The organism is Rhodoferax sp. (assembly GCF_030653815.1).
GTDB lineage: Bacteria > Pseudomonadota > Gammaproteobacteria > Burkholderiales > Burkholderiaceae_C > Rhodoferax.
In genome coordinates this window covers 228,949-250,198 of the sequence record NZ_JAURYQ010000037.1, presented here as the reverse complement: position 1 = coordinate 250,198, position 21,250 = coordinate 228,949, and the positions used below count along the sequence as shown (strand labels likewise).

Annotated in this window: 25 protein-coding genes; 9 read left to right on the top strand and 16 right to left on the bottom strand. The window is 60.8% G+C overall.

The window, feature by feature from the left end:
• Window positions 1-22: 22 nt before the first annotated feature.
• Window positions 23-2,944 (top strand): DNA methyltransferase, encoded by a 2,922-nt coding sequence (locus tag Q7U49_RS14475; protein ID WP_304765148.1) that lies wholly within the window; start codon window positions 23-25, stop codon window positions 2,942-2,944.
• 1 nt (window position 2,945) lies between these two features.
• Here the strand turns inward: Q7U49_RS14475 and Q7U49_RS14470 are convergent, their stop codons facing one another.
• Entirely contained in the window at window positions 2,946-3,698 is a 753-nt protein-coding gene (locus Q7U49_RS14470; protein ID WP_304765145.1) for an NYN domain-containing protein, read from the bottom strand.
• Between the two features lie 130 nt (window positions 3,699-3,828).
• Here Q7U49_RS14470 and Q7U49_RS14465 point away from each other — a divergent pair, with 130 nt between their 5' ends.
• Window positions 3,829-4,071 carry a DUF4160 domain-containing protein gene (locus Q7U49_RS14465; protein WP_304765142.1) on the top strand — a complete coding sequence of 81 codons (243 nt, stop codon included), beginning with the start codon at window positions 3,829-3,831 and terminating at the stop codon, window positions 4,069-4,071.
• Window positions 4,055-4,306, top strand: coding sequence for a DUF2442 domain-containing protein (locus Q7U49_RS14460; RefSeq protein WP_304765139.1), 252 nt, complete (start codon window positions 4,055-4,057; stop codon window positions 4,304-4,306). The genes Q7U49_RS14465 and Q7U49_RS14460 overlap by 17 nt, the downstream gene beginning before the upstream one ends.
• 43 nt (window positions 4,307-4,349) lie before the next feature.
• Here Q7U49_RS14460 and Q7U49_RS14455 read toward each other — a convergent pair whose 3' ends face one another.
• Window positions 4,350-4,895, bottom strand: coding sequence for an rRNA large subunit pseudouridine synthase E (locus Q7U49_RS14455; RefSeq protein ID WP_304765136.1), 546 nt, complete (start codon window positions 4,893-4,895; stop codon window positions 4,350-4,352).
• Window positions 4,892-5,047, bottom strand: a complete 156-nt coding sequence (locus Q7U49_RS14450; RefSeq protein ID WP_304765133.1) for a hypothetical protein — start codon at window positions 5,045-5,047, stop codon at window positions 4,892-4,894. The genes Q7U49_RS14455 and Q7U49_RS14450 overlap by 4 nt, the downstream gene beginning before the upstream one ends.
• Window positions 5,048-5,179: 132 nt before the next feature.
• Here Q7U49_RS14450 and Q7U49_RS14445 point away from each other — a divergent pair, with 132 nt between their 5' ends.
• Genes Q7U49_RS14445 through Q7U49_RS14425 form a run of 5 tightly spaced genes read left to right on the top strand, consistent with a single transcriptional unit; the run spans window position 5,180 to window position 7,605 of the window.
• Window positions 5,180-5,458, top strand: a complete 279-nt coding sequence (locus Q7U49_RS14445) for a DUF427 domain-containing protein (protein ID WP_304765130.1) — start codon at window positions 5,180-5,182, stop codon at window positions 5,456-5,458.
• Window positions 5,455-5,694, top strand: coding sequence for a hypothetical protein (locus tag Q7U49_RS14440; RefSeq protein ID WP_304765127.1), 240 nt, complete (start codon window positions 5,455-5,457; stop codon window positions 5,692-5,694). The genes Q7U49_RS14445 and Q7U49_RS14440 overlap by 4 nt, the downstream gene beginning before the upstream one ends.
• Window positions 5,691-6,590 carry a radical SAM protein gene (locus Q7U49_RS14435; protein ID WP_304765124.1) on the top strand — a complete coding sequence of 300 codons (900 nt, stop codon included), beginning with the start codon at window positions 5,691-5,693 and terminating at the stop codon, window positions 6,588-6,590. Before Q7U49_RS14440 ends, Q7U49_RS14435 begins: the two co-directional genes overlap by 4 nt.
• A 35-nt stretch (window positions 6,591-6,625) precedes the next feature.
• The gene (locus Q7U49_RS14430; RefSeq protein WP_304765121.1) at window positions 6,626-7,096 is read left to right on the top strand and encodes a TerB family tellurite resistance protein; all 471 of its coding nucleotides are present in this window, start codon (window positions 6,626-6,628) and stop codon (window positions 7,094-7,096) included.
• 20 nt (window positions 7,097-7,116) lie between these two features.
• Window positions 7,117-7,605, top strand: coding sequence for an Rrf2 family transcriptional regulator (locus Q7U49_RS14425; RefSeq protein ID WP_304765118.1), 489 nt, complete (start codon window positions 7,117-7,119; stop codon window positions 7,603-7,605).
• A gap of 2 nt (window positions 7,606-7,607) precedes the next feature.
• On the opposite strand, the gene Q7U49_RS14420 is transcribed toward Q7U49_RS14425, so the two are convergent.
• The 10 genes from Q7U49_RS14420 to Q7U49_RS14375 all read right to left on the bottom strand — a co-directional run bounded on the left by Q7U49_RS14420 (window position 7,608) and on the right by Q7U49_RS14375 (window position 18,336).
• Entirely contained in the window at window positions 7,608-8,624 is a 1,017-nt protein-coding gene (locus Q7U49_RS14420; RefSeq protein WP_370654017.1) for an FAD:protein FMN transferase, read from the bottom strand.
• Window positions 8,625-8,636: 12 nt separating this feature from the next.
• Complete coding sequence (locus Q7U49_RS14415) at window positions 8,637-9,029, bottom strand: cytochrome c5 family protein (RefSeq protein ID WP_304765112.1); 393 nt, start codon at window positions 9,027-9,029, stop codon at window positions 8,637-8,639.
• A gap of 114 nt (window positions 9,030-9,143) precedes the next feature.
• The gene (locus Q7U49_RS14410; RefSeq protein ID WP_304765109.1) at window positions 9,144-9,755 is read right to left on the bottom strand and encodes a nitrous oxide reductase accessory protein NosL; all 612 of its coding nucleotides are present in this window, start codon (window positions 9,753-9,755) and stop codon (window positions 9,144-9,146) included.
• 22 nt (window positions 9,756-9,777) lie between these two features.
• Window positions 9,778-10,329, bottom strand: a complete 552-nt coding sequence (locus tag Q7U49_RS14405) for a nitrous oxide reductase accessory protein NosL (protein ID WP_304765106.1) — start codon at window positions 10,327-10,329, stop codon at window positions 9,778-9,780.
• Window positions 10,326-11,153 carry an ABC transporter permease gene (locus Q7U49_RS14400; RefSeq protein WP_304765103.1) on the bottom strand — a complete coding sequence of 276 codons (828 nt, stop codon included), beginning with the start codon at window positions 11,151-11,153 and terminating at the stop codon, window positions 10,326-10,328. The genes Q7U49_RS14405 and Q7U49_RS14400 overlap by 4 nt, the downstream gene beginning before the upstream one ends.
• On the bottom strand, window positions 11,150-12,094 hold the full coding sequence (locus Q7U49_RS14395) for an ABC transporter ATP-binding protein (protein WP_304765100.1): 945 nt from the start codon (window positions 12,092-12,094) through the stop codon (window positions 11,150-11,152). The genes Q7U49_RS14400 and Q7U49_RS14395 overlap by 4 nt, the downstream gene beginning before the upstream one ends.
• Window positions 12,075-13,346 (bottom strand): nitrous oxide reductase family maturation protein NosD, encoded by a 1,272-nt coding sequence (locus tag Q7U49_RS14390; RefSeq protein WP_304765097.1) that lies wholly within the window; start codon window positions 13,344-13,346, stop codon window positions 12,075-12,077. Before Q7U49_RS14390 ends, Q7U49_RS14395 begins: the two co-directional genes overlap by 20 nt.
• Window positions 13,347-13,351: 5 nt before the next feature.
• A complete protein-coding gene (locus tag Q7U49_RS14385; RefSeq protein WP_304765094.1) occupies window positions 13,352-15,967 on the bottom strand; it encodes a NosR/NirI family protein in 2,616 nt (871 codons plus the stop codon).
• Window positions 15,968-16,028: 61 nt separating this feature from the next.
• Window positions 16,029-17,951 carry a TAT-dependent nitrous-oxide reductase gene (nosZ, locus tag Q7U49_RS14380; protein WP_304765091.1) on the bottom strand — a complete coding sequence of 641 codons (1,923 nt, stop codon included), beginning with the start codon at window positions 17,949-17,951 and terminating at the stop codon, window positions 16,029-16,031.
• Window positions 17,952-17,967: 16 nt separating this feature from the next.
• Window positions 17,968-18,336: a DUF2946 domain-containing protein gene (locus Q7U49_RS14375; RefSeq protein ID WP_304765088.1), complete on the bottom strand. Its 369-nt coding sequence runs from the start codon at window positions 18,334-18,336 to the stop codon at window positions 17,968-17,970.
• 270 nt (window positions 18,337-18,606) lie between these two features.
• On the opposite strand from Q7U49_RS14375, the gene Q7U49_RS14370 reads away from it, so the two are divergent.
• Window positions 18,607-18,855: a hypothetical protein gene (locus Q7U49_RS14370; RefSeq protein ID WP_304765085.1), complete on the top strand. Its 249-nt coding sequence runs from the start codon at window positions 18,607-18,609 to the stop codon at window positions 18,853-18,855.
• Here Q7U49_RS14370 and Q7U49_RS14365 read toward each other — a convergent pair.
• The 3 genes from Q7U49_RS14365 to Q7U49_RS14355 form a co-directional block, all read right to left on the bottom strand.
• The gene (locus tag Q7U49_RS14365; protein ID WP_304765082.1) at window positions 18,845-19,456 is read right to left on the bottom strand and encodes a 3'-5' exonuclease; all 612 of its coding nucleotides are present in this window, start codon (window positions 19,454-19,456) and stop codon (window positions 18,845-18,847) included. The genes Q7U49_RS14370 and Q7U49_RS14365 overlap by 11 nt on opposite strands.
• A 348-nt stretch (window positions 19,457-19,804) precedes the next feature.
• Entirely contained in the window at window positions 19,805-20,353 is a 549-nt protein-coding gene (locus Q7U49_RS14360) for a peroxiredoxin-like family protein (RefSeq protein WP_304765080.1), read from the bottom strand.
• Between the two features lie 45 nt (window positions 20,354-20,398).
• Entirely contained in the window at window positions 20,399-21,250 is an 852-nt protein-coding gene (locus tag Q7U49_RS14355) for a SirB1 family protein (protein WP_304765077.1), read from the bottom strand.

The window sequence follows — 21,250 nt, the reverse complement described above, 5'->3', positions numbered from 1 at the left end:
GTAATTAAAAATAGGCTGGCCCATGCCCCTCTCCTGGAACGAAATCAAATCCCGCGCGCTCGTCTTCAGCCGTACCTGGGCTGATGCGGCCAATGAAGACAGCCAGGGCAAGCCGTTCTGGATTGATTTTTTCGAGATCTTCGGCATCACCGACAAACGCGTGGCCACCTTTGAGCACGCCGTCAAAAAGCTGCCCGGCCTCAAAGCCAAAACCGATGGTTTTGTCGATCTGTTCTGGCCCGGCATGCTGCTGGTGGAGCAAAAGTCGCGCGGCAAAAATCTGGATGTGGCGCTCACGCAGGCGCTGTCTTACTTTCCCGGCATCACCGAGCGCGACTTGCCCCAGTTGGTCATCGTGTGCGACTTTGCCCGCTTTCGCGTGCACCGCCTCACCACCAACGAGACCTTTGAATTTGCCCTGAAGGACCTGCACAAACACATCAAGCTGTTCGGCTTTGTGGCAGGTTACAAGGTGCAGACCATCCAGCCGCAAAACCCGGTCAACATCAAGGCCGCCGAGCGCATGGGGCGGCTGCATGACGCGCTCAAGGCCAGTGGCTACAGCGGCCACCCGCTCGAAGTGCTGCTGGTGCGCCTGCTGTTTTGCCTGTTTGCCGACGACACCGGCATCTTCCAGCCCGCGCAGTCGTTTCGCACCTTCATTGAAGAACGCACCGCGGCTGATGGTTCCGACCTGGGTTCGCGCCTGGCGCAATTGTTTCAGGTGCTCAATACCGACGAGCCCAGGCGCAGCCAGGCGCTGGACGAACAAGTGGCCGCGTTCCCGTATGTGAATGGCAAGCTGTTTTCCGAGCCGCTGCCCATGGCCGACTTCACCGCCGCCATGCGCGAGGCGCTGCTCGATGCCTGCGCGCTGGACTGGTCATCGATCAGCCCGGCCATTTTTGGCAGCTTGTTCCAGAGCATCATGGACGACAAGGCCCGGCGCAATCTGGGTGCGCATTACACGTCCGAAGAAAACATTCTCAAGCTGATCAAGCCGTTGTTTCTGGATGAGCTGTGGGCAGAGTTTGCCAAGGTCAAAAACAACAAGAACCGGCTGTTCGAGTTCCACAAAAAGCTGCGCACCCTCACCTTTTTTGACCCGGCGTGTGGTTGCGGGAATTTCTTGGTGATCAGCTACCGCGAGCTGCGCGAGCTTGAATTGGCCGTGCTGCGCGCCAGCATCACCGACGGCCAGATGACGCTGGACATCCATGGCCTCATCGGCATCAACGTCGATCAGTTTTACGGCATCGAGATCGAGGAGTTTCCGGCCCAGATTGCCCAGGTGGCGCTGTGGCTGATGGACCACCAGATGAACCTGCGGGTGAGTGAAGAATTTGGCCTGTACTTTGCCCGCATTCCGCTACGCACCTCGCCGCACATCGTGCATGACAACGCGCTGCGCCTGGACTGGAACGAGGTGATTCCGGCTGAGCGCTGCAGTTTTGTGCTGGGGAATCCGCCGTTTCTTGGCAAAACCTATCAGTCCAAAGAACAAAAGGCTGACTTGGCACTGGTCATGCATGGCATCAATGGCGCCGGTGATCTGGACTTTGTTGCAGCCTGGTATGTGAAGGCGGCGCATTACCTGCGTGGTGGCGTGCCGGCGAGTGCGACCTGGCCGGCGGGCGCTCATGAACCTTCGGTTTTTAAAATCGCGCCCGCCGGCCAGCCCGCACTCACCTCGAGTTGTGAACTGGTAAGCCTCCGATGCGCTTTTGTTTCGACCAACAGCATCTCGCAGGGCGAACAGGTCGGCGTGTTGTGGGGCTGGCTGCTGGCGCAAGGCGTACACATTCACTTTGCGCACCGCACCTTCAGTTGGAGCAACGAGGCTTCGGGCAAGGCCGCCGTGCATTGCGTCATCATTGGTTTTGGCTTGCAAGACCTGCCTGGTAAGGTGATTTTTGAGTATGACGATATACGGGGTGAACCGCATGCGGTTTCCGCTGCCAACATCAACCCCTATTTGGTCGACGCGCCAAACGTAGCCCTCGCCAAGCGACGAACGCCTATTGCTGATGTTGCTGAGTTGGTTAACGGCAGCAAACCCACTGACGGCGGTAATCTTCTTTTTTCCGATGAAGAGATGCACTCTTTTGTGCGAATTGAACCCGCCGCTGCAAAATGGATTCGCCCATTTTTGGGCGCAGACGAATTCATCAACGGCATAAAACGCTGGTGTTTGTGGCTGGTGGACTGCCCACCCAAGGAGTTGCGGCAAATGCCTGAAGTCTTGCGGCGTGTTCAAAATGTTCAGGCTATGCGCGCAGCAAGTTCGGATGCACAAACCCGGATGGATGCCGCAACGCCCACGTTATTTCAAAAGATCCGACAACCGCAGAGCGACTACTTGCTCATACCCAGCGTGTCGTCGGAGCGGCGAGCTTACGTACCCATAGGATTTCTCGGCGCAGACGTCATTGTGAGCAACCTGGTTTACAGCTTGCCTGATGCCACGCTTTTTCACTTCGGCATCCTTTCCAGTGCCATGCACAACGCTTGGATGCGCTACACCTGTGGACGATTGGAAAGTCGCTATCGGTACTCCAATACCATCGTCTACAACAACTTCCCCTGGCCAGAATTTGCTTCGGTGGCCAAGATCACTGAGCCTTTAACGCCGGTTCATTCATCGCAAACAGCCATCGAAACCGCCGCCCAAACCGTGCTCGACGTGCGAGCCAAATTCCAGACCGGCGAACATCCCGCCACGCTGGCCGACCTGTACGACCCGCTCACCATGCCGCCCGAATTGCTCAAGGCGCACCAAAAGCTGGACGCCGCCGTGGACAAAGCCTACGAGGCCAGCGGTGGCAAGAAGCACTACAAAAGCGACGCCGAGCGCGTGGCATTCTTGTTTGAGCTGTACCAGAAGTACACCAGCCTGCTGCCCTCTGAAAAGCCCAAGTCAAAGCGCAAAGCCAGGCTCGTCTGACCTACCCCGCTTTGGCCGACCCAGCCGCCTTCCGCCGCACATGCAAATGCGTCTGTACCGCATCGCCCTCGCCCAACTTCACTTCTTTCACTTCCAGATACGCCGCCTGCTGGCGGATCAGTTCGCCCAATTTGGCCACGCCGTAGTTGCGCGGATCGAATGAGGGGTGGCTGCGGTTGATCTGGCTGCCCAGGGCAGATAGCGTGGTCCAGCCGTCTTCGCGAGCGATGGCATTCAACGCGTTCAATATCATCGGTTTCAGCTTGGGCAGCTCGGCCACCGGCACCTGACCAGGCTTGATTTCTTCGGGCTCGGTGCGCAAGATTTCCGTGTAAATGAACTTGTCACACGCCGCCACAAAAGGCTCCGGCGTTTTGCGTTCACCAAAGCCGTAGACCACCAGCCCCGCCTCACGAATGCGGGTGGCCAGGCGGGTGAAATCGCTGTCGCTCGACACCAAGCAAAAGCCGTCCACGCTACCTGCGTGCAGCACGTCCATGGCGTCGATGATCAGGGCCGAGTCGGTGGCGTTTTTGCCGCTGGTGTAAGCAAACTGCTGTATGGGCTGGATGGCCATGGTGTGCAGCACGTCTTTCCAGCTCCTGAGGTTGGTGGTGGTCCAGTCGCCATAGGCGCGCTTGATGGTGGCGGTGCCGTAGCGCGACACCTCAGCCAATAGTTCTTGAATGACGGATGCCTGCGCGTTGTCGGCATCAATCAAGACGGCGAGTTTTTGGTTGTCGTTGGTGGCCATTAGAGTTCCCCTTGTGTTTTGAGAATCGTACCGAAATTTTTGCTATCTTTTATGAACCTACTTTGGTAAGTTTCTATCTGGCTAGAGCGGATTTGATCCATATCTCGCAAGCTGCCTTAAACTTCACGATATGCCAGTCGTCTTCCGCTACAAATCGTTCCGGTTTTTCTTCTACTCCAACGAAGGAAATCCACGCGAGGCCATGCACGTTCACGTACGCAGTGCCGATGGCGAGGCAAAATTCTGGTTGACACCCACGGTTTATTTGGCAGACAGTGATGGTTTTGATGCCCGCACCTTGCGGGAACTGCGCGATGCAGTGATTGATAACAAAGAACTCATTGAAAGGGCTTGGCATGAACATTTCGCCTAAAGCGGTTCGATTCGATGACGACACTTTGTGGGTCAGTCTGTCCGATGGCCGCACCATTGCCGCGCCGCTGGCCTGGTTTCCGCGTCTGCTGGAAGCAGCCCCTGAGCAGCGTGCCCAAGTTGAACTCAGCAGGGGCGGTTTACATTGGGAAGCGTTGGACGAAGACATTTCAGTCGCCGGACTGTTGGCCGGCCAACCTGACCAGACGCGCCGCAACACGCATCAAGCAGCTTGACCCCGCTCACTCTCACCCCAATCGCATTGAAGGTCAATCGGCCTCAGCCCCGCCACGTGCCAGGCGCCAGGCCCTCTAGGGAGTACGGCCCAATCGCAGCCCGAATCAGCCGCAGCGTCGGGTAACCCACTGCGGCGGTCATGCGGCGAACCTGGCGGTTGCGCCCCTCCGAGATCACCAATTCAATCCAACTGGTGGGGATGGACTGGCGCACGCGCACCGGTGGCTCGCGCGCCCAAAGCGGCTCGGGCTGCGGCATGGCGCGTGCGCGAGCTGGCCGGGTGAGGCCATCGTTCAATTGAACCCCCTGGCGCAAGGACGCCAGTGCGGCTTCATCCGGCACCCCTTCAACCTGCACCCAGTAGGTTTTTTCCATCTTGTGGCGCGGGTCGCTGATGCGGGCTTGCAGCTTGCCGTCATTCGTGAGCAGCAGCAGGCCTTCACTGTCGGCGTCCAGCCGCCCGGCCACGTACACGCCGGGGATGTCGATGAAGTCCTTGAGCCCGCGCCAGCGCCCCTCGGGGGTGAACTGGCTCAGCACACCATAAGGCTTGTTGAAGCAAATCAAGCGGGTGGGCGAAAGACTCATGGCGGGCAGACAAAATCCAGGCGCGCAATGGGGCTGAGCACATCGTCGGCATAACTGCGCTGTCGCACCTGACGCACGCGCCATTGGGCCAGCTCGGCCGACCCCCAGGCCAGGCCAGCGGTGCCGATGGGGTAAAAATGTGAATGACTCATGGGATGTTGGCCGGGTTGGATGCGGTTTGAAAGTGACAGTGCGATTATCTGGTTAGCCTAGGCTGACCGGCCTCACCGACTACCCGACGCTGTAACATCAGCGGTACTTGGTCACCGGAGAACCCTGAAACCATGAAAGCAAGCTGGAACAACATCGTCATTGCCGAGAGTGACGACACCGTGCTGGTGGAAGGCAACTACTACTTTCCCGCAAGTGCGCTTAAGAAAGAGTACATCACTTTCAGCAACCACAAAACCAGTTGTGCCTGGAAGGGCCAGGCCAGCTACTACTCACTGCTGATCAACGGCGAGATGTTGACCGACGCCGTGTGGTACTACCCCGACCCCAAGCCCGAGGCGGATATGGTGCGCGGCCGTGTCGCGTTCGGCAATGCCATCAAGGTGGCATGACGGCACTCACCCTCAGCTTTGTCAACCCCAACGTGTACAGCGTGCACCTGGCGGACGGCGCGCACGTGGGCAATCTCAAGCGCATTGGCGCGCTCTGGAAGTTCAAGGCGGTGGGCTATGACGCAAGCGGGGGTGTCGAGCCCGGCGGCGGGCCGTTCACCGACCGGCACAACACGGCGCTGTCAGAGCCCGATGTGCGGGAACTCAATGCCAGGCTGGGCGGGTGTGTGGCGTGAGTGAAATTTTCCCCATCCGTTATGTCGAACCGGTGTTCAGGCCGCCGAGCGAAGCCGAGTCGCTGATCCTGCCGGTCACCAATGGCTGTTCGTGGAACAGGTGCACCTATTGCGAGATGTACACCGCGCCGCAAAAGAAGTTTGGCGTGCGCGACGAGCAGGAAACGCTGGACGCCATCCGCAATTGCGGCGAACAGTTCGCAGCCCAGGTGCAGCGGGTCTTTATTGGCGATGGTGATGCCATGGTGCTGTCGACCCGGCGCCTGATGACGCTGCTGACCGCCATCAAAGACCATCTGCCCAAGGTGCGGCGCATTTCCAGCTACTGCCTGCCGCGCAACCTGCGCCACAAAACCGTGCAGGAACTCCAGGACCTGCGCGCAGCGGGCCTGTCACTGGTGTATGTGGGCGCCGAGTCCGGCGACGACGACGTGCTGCAACACGTCAACAAGGGTGAAACCTTTGAGTCCACCCGGAATGCTTTGGACAAGCTGGGCGCGGCGGGCATCACGCGCTCGGTGATGTTGCTCAACGGCCTGGGCGGGCGCCAGTTGTCGCAGCAGCACGCCGCCAACTCGGCGCGCCTGGTCAACCTGACCCAGCCGGAGTTTCTGGCTACGCTGGTGGTGAGCTTTCCGCAGGTCGAAGCGCGCTTTCGCCAGGGGTTTCCGCAATGGGAACCGCTGAACCAACAGGACCTATTTGCCGAGATGGCACAGTTTCTACAAGCACTGGAACTCAGGCGCACGGTGTTCCGCAGCGACCACGCCTCCAACTGGCTGGTGCTCAAGGGGGTTTTGGGCGCAGAAAAAGAGCGTTTGTTGCAGGAAGTGGACAATGCGCTCCATCGCCCCGAGTCTGCCAAACTGCGCCCAAGCTGGCAGCGCGGACTGTAGGCCATCAAGCCATTTCTTGTTCACTGCTTCCGCCCATGCTGAGTCCCTTCAAAAACCTGCTGAATCAATTTTTCATGCCCGACAACGGCCAGGCGAGTGTCGACGACGCACGCAGCCTGCAGTTGGCCACCGCCGTGCTGCTGGTCGAGGTGATGCGTTCCGACTCGGCGGTCTCGGCCACGGAGCGCAGCTCTACCCTGTCGGCGCTGCGCACCCACTTCGCCCTGAGCGACGCCGAGCTGGCCCACTTGCTGGCGCGGGCCGAAGACACGGCCAAAGGCGCCAACGATTACTTTCGCTTTACCAGTGCCATGAACGACCAGTTCACACAGGCCGAAAAGATCCAGGTGGTGGAACACATGTGGCAGGTGGCCTTTGCCGACGGCCATCTGGACGCCAACGAAAACCACCTGATCAGCAAGATTGCCGGCCTGCTGCACGTGACCCATGGCGAGTACATCGCGGCCAAGTTGCACGCCCGGCAGGCCGCGCAACCGGCCGCATAACCACCCTCCTGATTGAACCCATGCGACTCACCCAACGGACCGATTACACCTTGCGCGTATTGATGTACTGCGCGGCCTGCGCGGAGCGCGCCAAGCTGCCTACGGTCAGTGAAATTGCCGAAGCGCATGGTATTTCCCGCAGCCATTTGATGAAGATCGTGATGGACCTGGCCAGCCTTGGCTGGCTGGAAACCACACGTGGTCGCGGCGGCGGCTTGCGTTTGCTTCGGGCGCCCGCCAGCTTGAGCCTGGGCGAGATCGTGCGTCAAACCGAAACCGACATGGACATGGTCGAGTGTTTTGACAAACACCTCAACAGTTGCCGGCTGGACGGATTTTGCCGGCTCAAGGGCATCATCAAAAAAGCATCACGCGACTTTATCGAGTCGCTCAATGCCTATACCTTGGCCGATCTGCTGGAGCCCACCTCGGCAGCCCTTGAATTCGCGGGTCAGCTGCCACACCTGATCCCTTTGAAAAAGAACGCGACAAAGGCCCGTACCGTCTGAGCTCAGGCGCTTGCCGACGGCTTGAGCTGATCGCGCATGCCCGACGACATCCAGGTTTGAGCCTGCGCGTCAACCATCAAAGACTCGACACCTGGCAGGCCAGCAAGCAAGCCTTGACCGTTCGCAGCGCCCAGCAGCATGGCCGTGGCGCCCCAGCCATTGACTGCCTGGCTGCTGCGAGCCAACAACGCCACGCCGCGCACGCCCTGGGTGGGCAGCCCGGTGCGCGGGTCGAGCACATGGTGGTAGCGCTTGCCCTGGACCGTGAAGACGCGCTCGTAGTCCCCTGATGAAGCCACCACACCGTCACTGAGTTCCAGCGTGCCCAGCACGCGCTCTGGCGCACGCGGGTCGCGCAGACCAATGCGCCAGTCGCGCCCCAGCAACTGGCCCGTGACCAGCACGTCGCCACCGCCGTTGAGCATGGCACCGTCCAGACCATGCGCCTGCAACACCTGCATGCCGGCCTGAAGAATCGGCAACTTGGCGACGCCACCCAAGTCAACCCTGGCACCGGCGTGCAACAAACGCGCCCGCCGATTGGCCGAGTCCAGCACCAGGTGCCGGTGATTGACCAGGGTCCGTTCGCGCAACAGTTGTGCGGCGCTGGGCAGCCGGGGGTTGGCGGGGTCGAAAGACCAGCCCTGGTAGCCACCGATGGTGATGTCGAAAGCGCCGTCACTGAGTCGGGCCAGTTGCAGGCCGCGCTGGAGCACCGCCAGGGTCTCGGGCGAGACCTCAACCGCCGCCTGGCCCGCGCTTCGGTTCAAGGCCGAAACCTCACTGTCCGGGCGGTAACGGCTCATCAGACGTTCCAGCCGTGCCATTTCGGCAAAAGCCAGCGCCATCGCCTGGCTGGCTTGCCTGCCTTGGGCCACGATGTCGACGCGCGTGCCCAGCAGCACGCGCGAGGCGCGTTGGACATGCGGGCTGGCCAATGCCGGGCGCACAAACAGGCCGGTCGCCAGCAGGCCGAGCCCAGCCAAACAGCGACGGCGATCAGGCAACAAGGGCGTCATCATGGCCGCACTTCACTGCGACAAAGACACCATGTGGTCCACCGCGGCCTTGATTTCGTCGTCGGTCAGGGTGGTGCTGCCACCCTTGGCCGGCATCATGCCCTTGGCGCCGGTGAAACCTTCAATGGCGTGTTTGTAAAGCACCTCTTTGCCTTGGGCGATGCGTGGGCCCCAGTCGGCTTTGTCACCCGGCTTGGGTGAACCGGCGACCGCTGCCGCATGGCACAGGGCGCAGACACTGCCATAGACTTTTTTACCCACGGCATTTTCAGCCACCACCGGCGCAGGGGCTGGGGCTGCCACCGGCGCAGCGGGGGCTGCAGCGGGTGCGCTGGCTTCTTTGTCGCCGCAGGCGGCAAGCGAGGCGGCGATGGCAAGGGCAAGGAGGAGTTGGCTGGTTTTCATGGGGGTTCCTGTCAGTGATGAAGTGGGGTTAAGTGGGGCTCTGGGCTTGATTTTAATATACAAACAAAATGCATCTTTAGATGATTGAATCAAAATGCAACAACGCGTGAAACGTCAGTTGCCGGGGTGCGCATGCGGCGCCAGCGTTTGCAAGTCTGCCGGCAAGGCCTGGCGCAAAGCCGCAGCCGATGTCAACACACCACCGCGGACGCTGACCAGCGCAAGGGCATCGGCCTGAGCGGCATAGGCCGGCAAGTTTCCAGCCCGCATCGGCCCCTGCAAAGCAGAGCCATGAACATAGATGGCCTGGTCGGCATCAAGCCATTGGCCCGTGGCTTGGTCGCTCACATACACCGCTGCAATGTCTGCGGCCACGCGCCCGGGCGTGTAACGCTCCACACGCTGCAGGTAATGGAACAGGCTCAGCGGCGAGTCCAGGTACTGCACGGCGCCATCCGAGAAGATGACTTGTGCCGCCCAGCGCCGGTTGCGGGCCGGGAACATGCCGCAAACCGGACAACGCGCCGTGGCCGGTACTTCGCGGGCCGCCGTGGGAGCCAGGCCCGAGGCTGGATCAAAAGCAACGGTGGGGGCCACGATGCAGACATCGTCGATGTCTGCTGCAGCGCGCGAAGCATTCTGGCGCCACAGCAGCCAGCCCGTGCCGGCAGTGGCCGCAAGCCCGCCGCAGGCGGCAAGCAACATCAATTGGCGGCGGTGAAGCATGATCTTGAGGAATCCAGAATGCTCACATCCGCGTGTCGTGCAAGGCGCCGCCGCTCAGGTCGACCATTTCGGGCTTGATGTCGGCAAAGCGCAGCGCACGTCCGCCGTAACTCTGCACAAAGCTTTGTGCCGCGCTCTCGTCGGCAAAGCTGGCGGCCGTGGGGCCCATGGAACCGTGGCGCTTGCTGCCAAACACAAAAATGGCGTCACGCGCCATGATCCAGTGCCCGCTGGGGCGTACCCAGTCGGCCTTACCCATGTCTTGCACATAAGCGGCACGCACGGCACGCACCTGCTCGGGTGCCAGCAGGGTTGACAGCAGCTCGACCGTGTCGCAAAACCAGTGCACCTGCTTGTCGTGCGCGTACAAAATCTGGCCTTTGGGACCCGGGAAGTCTGCCAGCAGCATGCCGTCGAGCGAGCAACTCGCCATGTTGTCCAGTGCCACGGGCGCCAGGCCGTCTGAGGCGTTCGGGTCACTGGGCTGGCAGCCTGCCAGGCTGAGCGCCGCCAAGCCGGCACAGCCACACAACAAACGGCGGCGATTGAGGGAGAAAGTTGTCAGTGATGTCATGGTTTAAACCTCCAGGAAGCAAGGGCAAGCGGCCCGACAATCCAGACCAGCATGGCGCCGCCCATCAACCAGGCTTGGCCCAGTGCGGGTGGCACGATGCTGGCGAGGCCGTACAAACGGCGCACGTCGTCGAGCGAAAAAATATTGAGAATGCGAAAAATATCTGCCGGATTGAGCAGCAGCAGGTAGGCAAAGGCATCGCCGCCCAGTTCACCGCCGCTGGCCACCAGCAGGCCCAGCAGCAACAGGTCAAACACCAGCACCAAGGCAAACCAGAGCGCAATCGCCAGCCCGGAGGCCCGGGTGCGGTCACGCGCCAGCACCGACAGCAGCATGGCCAGGCTCAGAAAGGCCAGGCCCAGCAACACCGAGCTCACAACAAAGCCCAGGTAGTGGTACAGCCCGGCATAGCTGAACTGCTGGAACAGCAGCACGGCCACCAGGGCAAAACCCGCCACAGTGGACAATGTCAAGGCGCCGGCCAGACCCAAAAATTTGCCCAGCAAGAGTTCAAGCCGGGTGATGGGCAGGGCCAGCAGCAGGTCAAGCGAACCGCGCTCGCGCTCACCCACAATGGCGTCAAAGCCCAACAGCAGCGCGATCAGCGGGATCAGGTAGATCACCAGACTGACCAGGCTGGCAATGGTCAGCTCGATCGAGCGCGGACCGATTTGCCCCTGCACTGCGGCGCCAAAATAGGTGATCAACAACGAGAACACGGTGAACACCAGCGCCACCGCCAGCACCCAGCGGTTGCGAAAACGGTCGCGAAATTCCTTGCCGGCCAGTGACAGCACCTGGCTCAGTTGCAGTGTGGCGCTCATGCTTCTTCCCTCAAACCAAAATACACATCCTCAAGCGAGGGCTCCAGAATCTGCAGGTCACGCAAACCCGCAGGTGCCAGCAGACCCAGCACGGCCATTTTGTGCTCACGAACACAGTGCACCTCCAGGGTATCGGGGGTCGGTCGGATGAGCGACGCCACAGCATGCCCGACGTTGACTTGCAAGGCACTGACCAATTCAGTCAGACGTGCCGCGTCCCCGGCCACGCAGATCCTGATCGGCATGCCGGAGTGCTCACGCAAGGCGGCCACCGTCCCCTGCGCCTGAACACAGCCGTTGCCCAGCATGGCCAGCGCGTCGACCCGCTGCTGCAGCTCGGCCAGCACATGGGAACTGATGACGATGGTGACGCCCTGGGCGCGCAGACGGTCCAGCTGGTCGTAGAAGTCGCGAATCGCACTGGGGTCCAGGCCGGTGGTGGGTTCGTCCAGCAGCAGCAATTGCGGGCTGCCGAGCAGCGCCTGGGCAAAACCCAGGCGCTGGCGCATGCCCTTGGAATACTCCCGCACCGGTCGCCGGGCCGCTGCTTCCAGGCCAACGCGCGCCAGCAAGGGGGCGCACTGTGTTTTGGGTGCACCCTTGAGCTGGGCAAAAAATTCGAGCGTCTCCAGGCCCGAGAGGTTGTCGTACAGCACCAGGTTTTCGGGCAGGTAGCCAATGGCGCGCCGGGCGGTGCGAAAGTCAGGGCCGCCCACGGCAATGCCGTTGACATGAATGTCGCCCTGGCTGGGTGTGATCAGCCCCAGCACCAGCTTGAACAGGGTGCTCTTGCCCGCGCCGTTGTGGCCGATCAGGCCAAACAACTGGCCCCGGGGCACCGTCAGGTCGACCCGGTCCAGCGCCAGCAGCGGGTGACTGCGCTTGCCGTAGTGTTTGCTCACGCCACTGAGGTTCAGGGCATCATCGGAATTGCTTGCCACGCCATTGACTCCAGTTTTTATTGAAAGGCACCATGGCCGGATGTTGGTCGACCACACTGGGCACACGCAACACGGGAAATTGCTGGCTCAGCAGGCGCAGCGCCTGAATGGCCGGGCTTCCCAGCAGCAGCTTGACGATGGGGTGGCGGTACTGCAGGCGGTCCACCAGGTCATTGGCTTCGTAAGGCAGGTCACCCACGCCGTTGCCGTCGCGGTCCCACCCCAGGTAGTTGCCCCAGTGGTTGCCCTGCCCTGGTTGTTGACCGCCCCAATTTTCATCTTTGGCACCGACATAGCGCACCTGCTCACGGTTGGCAATGAAATCATTGCCTTCGACCTTGTTACGGGTCGAGCCCGCCGACAAGTGCACGCCCACATGGTTGTCCACCACCAGGTTGCCACGCAGCGTGGCGAACTCCACGTCGTAGATGAAAAAACCCCGGTTGTTGCCGGCCACGATGTTGTTCTCAATGACCGAGTCCTGCAGCGTGCGCAACATGATGCCGTGGTCGGAATTGCCCCAGGTGCGGTTGTTGCGCACCACCTGATCACGCACTTCCATCAGGGCCAGCCCGCCCCGGTTGTAGTAGCTGTCGTTGTCCTCCCACAGGTTGTAGTAGGAGTTCATATAGTGGCTGCCATAGCGGCTGTGGTGCAGCTTGTTGCCGCGAAACTCGGCATGGTGGGACACGTCCACGTAAAGTGCGTCGCGCACGAAGCTGACATCGTTGCCGATGATGCGCGCGCCCTTGGTGTTGTACAGCTGGATGCCATTGCCGCGCTGTGACGAGTTGAAGTCGCGCAAGCCCGTGATGCGGTTGTTTTCAATGCGCACGTCATTGACTTTCTCGATCCACAGGCCAAACAGGTTGTACACCAGCACACAGTCACGCACCACGGCCCGGTGCGCACCGGGCTGAAGGTAAATGCCGGCATGCTGGTTCACCAGCTCGGTGCCTGAGTCGCGCACGATCAGGCCCTCGATGACCACATCGGTTGCCGTCACGCGGATGGTGTCACCGCGCTGCCCGCCACTGAGTGTGGGGCGATTCAGACCGCGCAGTGTCATGGGCTTGTCAATGCGCAGGTTCTGGTCATAAAAGCCGCGCTCGAGCTCCACCACATCGCCAGCCACAGCCTGGTTGATGACCGCCTGCACATCCTGCCCGGGCTGCACCCGCCAGACGGCAGCCCACAGCGGGGTGCAGCACAAGAGCAGGCAAGCCAGTACCAGCTGGTGCAGATTCAGCATCACAATCAAGACAGCATCCCCAGAGCTTTCAAGGCCAGGAACAGCGTGGCGCCAATCAGCAGATTCTTGAAACCCACATAGCTCAGCATGTCCATCCAGTTGGCTTCGCGGTAGCGGGCCTGCCACCAGGGGCCGTCCTTGACGTAGCGTTTGCCATTCATGCGGATCAGCACTTCATAAACGCTCCAGCCAAACCACCAGCCAATGATGGCACTCTCGGACAGGCGCCCGCTGGCGGTCAGTAACCAGGCCACGCTGACGGCAATGGCGAGTGAGAAGCCGGCCATCTGCAAGGCGCGCTGAGTCTTCCAGCCGTCGCGGCTCCAGGGCCAGACATGGTCACGCAGCTCGGCCAGCAACCAGCCCAGACCCCGGTGACCGGCGGCGTAGCGCGGCACGACGGGTGGCGTGGGCATGCGCGGATCGGGCCCTTGCGCCACCTTGGCGCTCATCGTCGGCACCGCGTCGATCGGGATGAAGTAACCGTCGCGCCCGATCGGCGTGATCAGCAGCCCATCGCGCTCGCGGCGCTTGCGCTCCTTGGCCAGCGGTGGGCAGCCTTTGGGGTCGGTGTACAGCACCATGCAGTCCAGGCAGTGCAGGCACTCGCGGTGGTCAATGCGGCCTTGGGCATCAATGGCCTGGGCGCCACAGCCCACCGCGCAAGCCTTGCAACTGTTGCAGTCCTGCTTGCGCTTGAGGCCGAACCAACGGAAGGTGCTTGGCATGGCCAGCGCCGCGCCCAGCGGGCAGATGTACTTGCAGTAAGGCCGCTCAATGAACAGCGACAGCCCGAGCAGCACTGCCACAAACAAACCATAAGGCCAGCTGCGGTTCAGCACACCCACCAGGAAGGTGGTCTTGAAGGGCTCGACTTCGGACAGCACCTCGGCCAGGCCCATCGAGAACATCGACACCGCCAGCAGGCCGAAGAAGATCGCGTACTTGAGCCATTTGAGCTTGTCGTGCAGCGCTTGCGGGACCGGTCTTTGCCAGCGTTTCATGCCCAGCACGCGGCCCACCTTGAAGATGGCCTCGGACAAGGAGCCAAACGGGCACATCCAGCCGCAGAACAGGCCGCGGCCAAACAGGAACACGGTGACGATGATGAAGATCCAGAACAAGAAGATGAACGGGTCGGACAAAAACAGCGACCAGGTCCACTGGAACAGCAGCGCATGGAACCAGGTCAGCACCTGGGTGATGGAGGGCTGCGCCATCACGCCAAACCCGACAAACACAATGCTCAAGCCCCAGGCGGTGTACTTGAAGCCATTCACCGGCCACTTGTTCTTGTGCGTGGACAACCGGGTCAGGCGCTCGCGCAGGGCATAGACCACGGTCACCGCGACCAGCAGAAAAGCAAACAGGCCAATTTCAAGCGCGCGCGTTTTCCAGATGCGCACCCACGGTGCGTCAGGCTCGACCACCGTGGGTCGGCCACCTTCGAGCAATTCGTCAGGCAGCCAGTACTTGGCTTCAAAGGTGGCAAAACTGCGGTGACCGGTGGCCCGGTCGACGCGGTTACCCAGAAAAGCCAGCTTCCAGGGGTAGGCTGCCGAGAAAGAACCGGCGCGGATGATGAAAATACCCGACTCGGTGCTGCTGGGCGCGCCCGCCGCCTCGATGCCGTACAGGTTGAGGTAGTCGAGGTCGCGAAAGGTATAGGATTCGGCGCCCTGCTTGACCTGCACCCGGTCGTAGATGCCGCCGCGCACAAAGCCCGAACCCTTGAAGGACTCCTGACCCGCCGTGCGGATGACAAAAAAGGCGTGGTCGCCCTCATTGAGGCGCGAGCGCAGGTTTTCGCTGCCCTGCTTGCCGAGCAGGCTCATGCTGAGATCGGGGTGATTGAGGTCGCCAAACCAAAGCTCAATGAAGGGTTCACCGCCACCTTCCAGCCCAACCTGTTTGGGTGTCACCTGCAGCTGCTTGACAACACCCAGCGCGAGCAGATCGGCCCAGCTGTAAGCCTTGTTTTTCAGCGCGTAACGCGCAGGTTCGCGCACCGTGGGCTCGATGATGCCCACCTGGCGCGCCACCGCCGAGCCGGACAATTGCATCACCTGGTTTTGTGCGATCACCGTGACGGTGGCACCTGAAATGGCGTCCAGCCCGAGCACATTCTCATCCGGGCGGGACGGGCCGACCTCGATCTGGTCCTTGACCGATTTGCCGAGGTATTGGTTATTGAAATCAATCAGTGCTTTTTCCGGGATGCCCAGCAACAGAATGGGCTCGGAATGCTTGAGCACCTTGATGCCGACATAGCGCCCTTGCACATCCATGCCGATCAGGGTCACGACCGGCTTGCCGGAATAGGCAGGTGTGTCGGTGATGTCGGTCGACAACATCACGTAGCCCAGCAGTTTTTTGCCGGCAGGTGACTGGGGGTCTGCGCCGTAAGCCTCGACATAAGGCGGCTGTCCCATGCGGCTGGAGAAACTGGTGGCTCCCGGAAACACGTCCTGGCAAGGCACCAGCGCGCACATGTCAGGCGCGGTGGCGAGCTCGGCGGGCAACTTGGCCTCGTAGGCTTGCGCGTGCGCCGGATCAGCCCAAAGGCTCAAAACAATCGAAAACGAGGCCAGCGGCAGCGCGAGGAATCTGGGCAATGACATGTATAGGGTCCTTGGGGCCGCTGACCTGCCCCCAACGGAGACAGGCCAGCGGGTGCGAGGCTTAGGCCTCGACGATCATGCGCGTGCGCATTTCCAGGTGCAGGGCATGGCAGAAGTGGGTGCAATAGCACCAGAACACACCTGGTTCATCGGCCACAAAGGTCACCGAAGCGGTTTCCTGCGGGTTGACGATGAAGTTGACGTTGTAGTTCGGAATGGCAAAGCCGTGCGTCAAATCTTCAATCTTGTCCAGGTTGGTCAAAATCAGGGTGACCACGTCGCCCCGCTTGACCTTGAACTCGCGCAGGCTGAAGGCGGGTGCCTGTGAGGTCATCTTGACCGTGACCTTCTTGCCCTGACGGAACACGCCGGACTCTTTCGGGTCCTTGATCGCATTGGGGAAGTCGTCCAGCGAGTAGACCTGCTTGGGCTTGACCAGATCACGCTTGAAGATGATGAAGTCGTGTGGCTCGCCGCGCACCGGGTGGTCGGCCAGCAACACCATCTTCTCACCCGAGATGTCGATCAGCTGCTCGTTTTCCGCGTGCAGCGGACCCACCGGCAGGAAGCGGTCTTTGGAGAACTTGCAACCCACGGCCAGGTACTTGCCGTCGGCCGCCATGGTTTCCCCGTGCGTGGCGCTCAGGTGGCCCGGCTGGTAGTGCACGTCAATACGGTCGACCACGTATTTGGCGGTCTTGTCGCCGGCATGGGCCTTGATGGCCGCGTCCACGTTCCACTTGACCACCTGGCTGTCCAGGAACAAGGTGGTGTACGCATTGCCACGGCCGTCAAACGTGGTGTGCAGTGGGCCCAGGCCCACCTCAGGCTCGGCGACGATCGCAGCATCGAGTTTTTCGAGCTTGCCGTCGAACCAGTCCAACACCTTGGTCAGTTCCAGCACCGTGCAGGTGGGCGAGAGCTTGCCGGAGCAAACGAAGTACTTGCCATCCGGGCTGGCGTTCACGCCGTGCGGATTCTTTGGCACCGAGACGTACGCGGTGAGCGCGGTCTTGGGGTCTTTGTTGGACTCGCGGGTGCCATCCACCACCGGCACCTTGGATTTGCCGACGGTCTTGAACTTGCCTTCCTTGACAGCCGCTTCAATGCGGGCAATGTTGAAAAACAGACAGGCATCGCGTTCAGCGGACATCATGTCCTCGTAGTGGGCACCCATCTCGATGTTGTACTGATTGGTCGCGGCCAGCTTGCCGTCATACGACGTGGCGACCAGGTCGCAGTTGCCGTCAATCAGCACCTGCCAGCGCACTTCCATGGTCTCGGCATCGACACAGCTGAACATCGAGCGGTATTGGCTGGCGTCCTCGGTACCCGTGTTGGGCAGCGGGATCGAGAATTCGCCACCGCAGAAAACGCGGGTGGTGTAGTTGATGGCTTGATCCACCGGGTCGCGCTTGTCCGGGAAGATGCCGTGAAAGCCCTGCACATTGGGCAGTTGGGTGATCTTGTCGCAAATGAAATAGTCCAGACGGACGCGCGCAACGCGGGCGTTGATCTTGTCGTTGATCCAGGCGTAGCGGCCGTCGTAGTTGCCGTCCTTGTAGGAGGCGTGCGTGTGGTGCGTGTCGGCGACGTTGTAACGCAGGTCACCGTTGGGCTTGGTGCCCATGATCGCCTTGGATTCGTTGGTGATGCCCCAACCGACCAGGGCGTCGGGCACGAAGCAGGGAATGCGCAGCAACTCACGGCCCGACGGCATGCCCAACACGCGCATGTCACCGGTGTGGCCGCCGCTCCAGATGCCGTAGTAAGAATCGAGTTCACCGGGCTTGAGGTGAACGTTTGCAGCGCCATGGGGGGCAGTTGTGGCAGGCGCACTTGCCGGCACTGCCGCGCCCTCCGATTTTTTGTCGGCACAGGCGACAACACCAAGCGACAGCCCGGTCGCCGCGGCAGCGCTCAGAAATGAGCGCCGCGCCAAGGCGTTGGAGCCAGGGGGAATCAGTTGAGTTTCGGTTTTCATGGGAAGGCCTTTCAGTTCAGGTTGGGGAAACGGGGGTGGGAGGACCGCGCGAGGGCGGTGATAAACAATGGGCCTCGGGAGGCGGCAAGGGCTTGGCAACGGCGATGCGACCCTGAACCGGCTTTTCGATGTCACGAACAGAGATATCAAGGGGGGGCAAGGCGACAGGCAGGCAGTCGGCGCAATCGAGCGCCATGGCGAGCGATGCGGCCGGATCATCTTCTGCCTCAAGCAGCACCAGCGCGACGGCGTTGGTACCGGTGCACACCAGGGTCATCGACTTTGGCTTGACCAAGGGGCTGGCCATGGCCACGCCCATACAGAACACCAGCCCCAAAAGGATCCACCGGGTGTGACGCTGCAGGAAAGTGGACGCTGAAAACATGGGTTGGATTCTATGGCTATAACGTTCAAATTAAATGAATATTTAACTTGGCTTGATTTACATCAAATGAAAAAATGGCAAGGTTTCGCTGGGTGCTGGAACGCAGGCCGTCAGGCGAAGCCAGCCGCGTTGACTTTAGAAACAATCAGTTCACCAGGCAATATTTCCAAAGAACGATAAATTGCTTTCCAAAAGAACTATTGCTCGTCTCCGGCAAGGCGTGTCAATACAATTCGCGTGCTCTTGCCATGTTGGCAACAAAGGAACAGCATGAAAAAACTCAACGTCACCATCAAACTGGAAATGTCGGTCCCGGACGACTGGGAACTGTCCGCCACCTCGGAAGGCGGCCACGTGCTGAAGCTGCCCAACGGTCAGTTTTTGGACATCGCCATCGAGCCGCTGTTTGCCAGCGACCCCGAAGAAACCTGGGCCAGCACCGAAGACGACGATGTGCTGAACGACCTGCTCGATATGGTCGAGAGCGAAGAAGTGAGCTACGAGTTCATCACCCACTGACCCCGCTCATGCCGGGCGCCAGACCCAGCGCATCGAACACCCGGATCGCGGCATACGCGTCGTTGGCGGCATACACCAGTTGCGCCTCGGTCAAGCGCAGATTGGCCCAGTTGCTGGTGGCCGCTTTTTTGGACTTGATGAAGCGCTGCTGGAACAGCACCGCCACCGCACCTTTCACCCCCATGTCCTTGCGGTAGCCGCGCTCCCGGAACACGCTGTTCAGCTCCAGGATGCCAGCGGGCTCCACACCCAGCTTTTCAATGATGCGTTTGCGGTCGTCGCGCAGGCCAAAGCCGGCTTTGGCAACGCCTTTCAATTGCAGCAGCTCGGCCGCCACCGCGCGGCAGTCGCGGTGGTGCAACTGGAACACCCAGGCGCGCTCGGGGGTGGACAACTGCAGGATGTGCGGACCGTCAGACATCTCACCCACCCGAAACGTCGGTTTTGATTCGGTGTCGAAACCCCAGGCGCTGGCCGCCGTCAGTGCCGCATAAGCGGCCTCGGCCTCGGCGCGTGTGGCGACCAGCGAAATGCGGTCAAGCCCCAGCCGCCCAAAGGGCGGCAGCATGGCGATGGTGTCTTTGTCAGGGGTGGGATGCATAAAAAAAACTTACCCAAAAAATATGTGCGCTACCTTGTGGATAACTGCTGGTACAAGAGCGCCAAGCCGCACCAGATATGGCTTGGCAGACAGTGCCTGAATATTAATCAGAGCCTCCACCTGTATGGATAGCCATAGAGTGAAAGCAAAAATCTGTGGTAGCAAGTTTCGTGCTTGTCCGTGACGGCAGATTTACCTCCCAGCGGGCCGAAGTTACCCCTGAAAACTGTGCATTAATCTGTGGATAAGCTGTCTGGCAAGTGCCCCAGGCCGCGCCAGTATTGGGCTTGCCGGCGGTGCTGCAAAAACCATCAGAGTCACGCCTGCGTCCGTGGCGAGCCGCGGTCCTTAAACCTCACCGGTGTATTCGCCGCGTGCCGGGTAGTTCTTGGCGATGGCAAAGTCAATGGCGCCCAACAAGTCTTGAAACGGTGGCCTGGCAAACGGCATGGTTTGCACTGCACCGTAGTACAGCGTGCCATCCGGGCGCACAATAAAAACACCCGGCTCGCTGAACAGCGCGGGTTCTTCGATGCCGATGGAAGTCTTGCCACGGCCTGCGCTGATGTACAGCCCCCACTGGCGCGCACTCTTCAGAGTCAGGCCGTAGCCGAACTTGAGGTTCTTGGCGTTGACCTTGTCGGCCATTTGCCGGCCACGCTCGGCGTCGTCGCTACTGACCGCCAGCACCTGCACACCGCGTGCGGCAAAGTCAGGCGCCAGGCGCTCGAGTTCAATCAGGTACTTGGCACAGATCGGGCAATGCAGGCCGCGGTAAAAAACCACCAGATCAAACTTTTCACCGGGGTTGGCACCCAGCACAAAACGTTCACCCGTGGTCAAGGCAACATTCAGGGCAGGTACCGGGTCGCGCGGCATCAGGGCGTGGTTTGACATCAATAGGCTCCTCGGGTGTGAATTCAGCAACGGACCGTGACTTGCTTACTGGGTAGCGCGCCGCAGTTCGCCCACCCGTGCCGCGATGGCACGCCGGTCGCCAATTTCAGTGGCGTTGGCCAGGTAGGTTTCCAGGTCTTCCAGCGCATGCCCCGGGTGACCGGCTTCGGCATGCGCCAGGCCCCGGTCGCGGTACTCCGGCCAGGCTTGGGGCAGCAGCACGATCAGACGGTCCAACACCGTGATCAGGCGCGGCCAGTCTTCCTGGGCCGCATGGATGTCCTTGAGGTTGAACAACATGCGGGCAATGATGTCGCGCGGTGGCGCCGCCTGCAGGTACAGGCCCAGCGGCAACTCCTGTTCGTCATCCAGGCCACCCAGCTCGTGAAACGGCGCCAGCCGCTCGGACAATTCTTCCCGGCTGAGCGACTTGCCGGTCAGCGGATCGATCACCACCTGACCCTCGGTCAAATTGACCTTGACCATGAAATGCCCCGGAAAACTGATGCCACGCACCTTCAGGCCGATACCCTGGGCCAGTTCCAGCCAGATCAGCGCCAGAGAAATGGGAATGGCCAGACGGGTACGCAGCACCACATGCACGTAACTGTTGTCAGGGTCCATGAAGTTGTTGAAATTGCCGCCGAAATTCAGGTCGCGGTACACGAACTGGTTCAGGGCGCGCAATCTTTGCAGCGAACCGGCGTCTTCCGGCAAACGCCGTTTCAGGCGCGCCAGCAGCTGGTCCACGTCGCCCAGCACCTGTTGCACGCTGAGGTCAGGGTACTCGTCCTGCGCCAGACTGATGGCGGCTTCCAGCAGGGGAAAATCGGCGTCGCTGTGCACCAGCGCAGAAAAGTACTCCAGCGGGGTGGGAATGTTCAGGGACAGATTCAT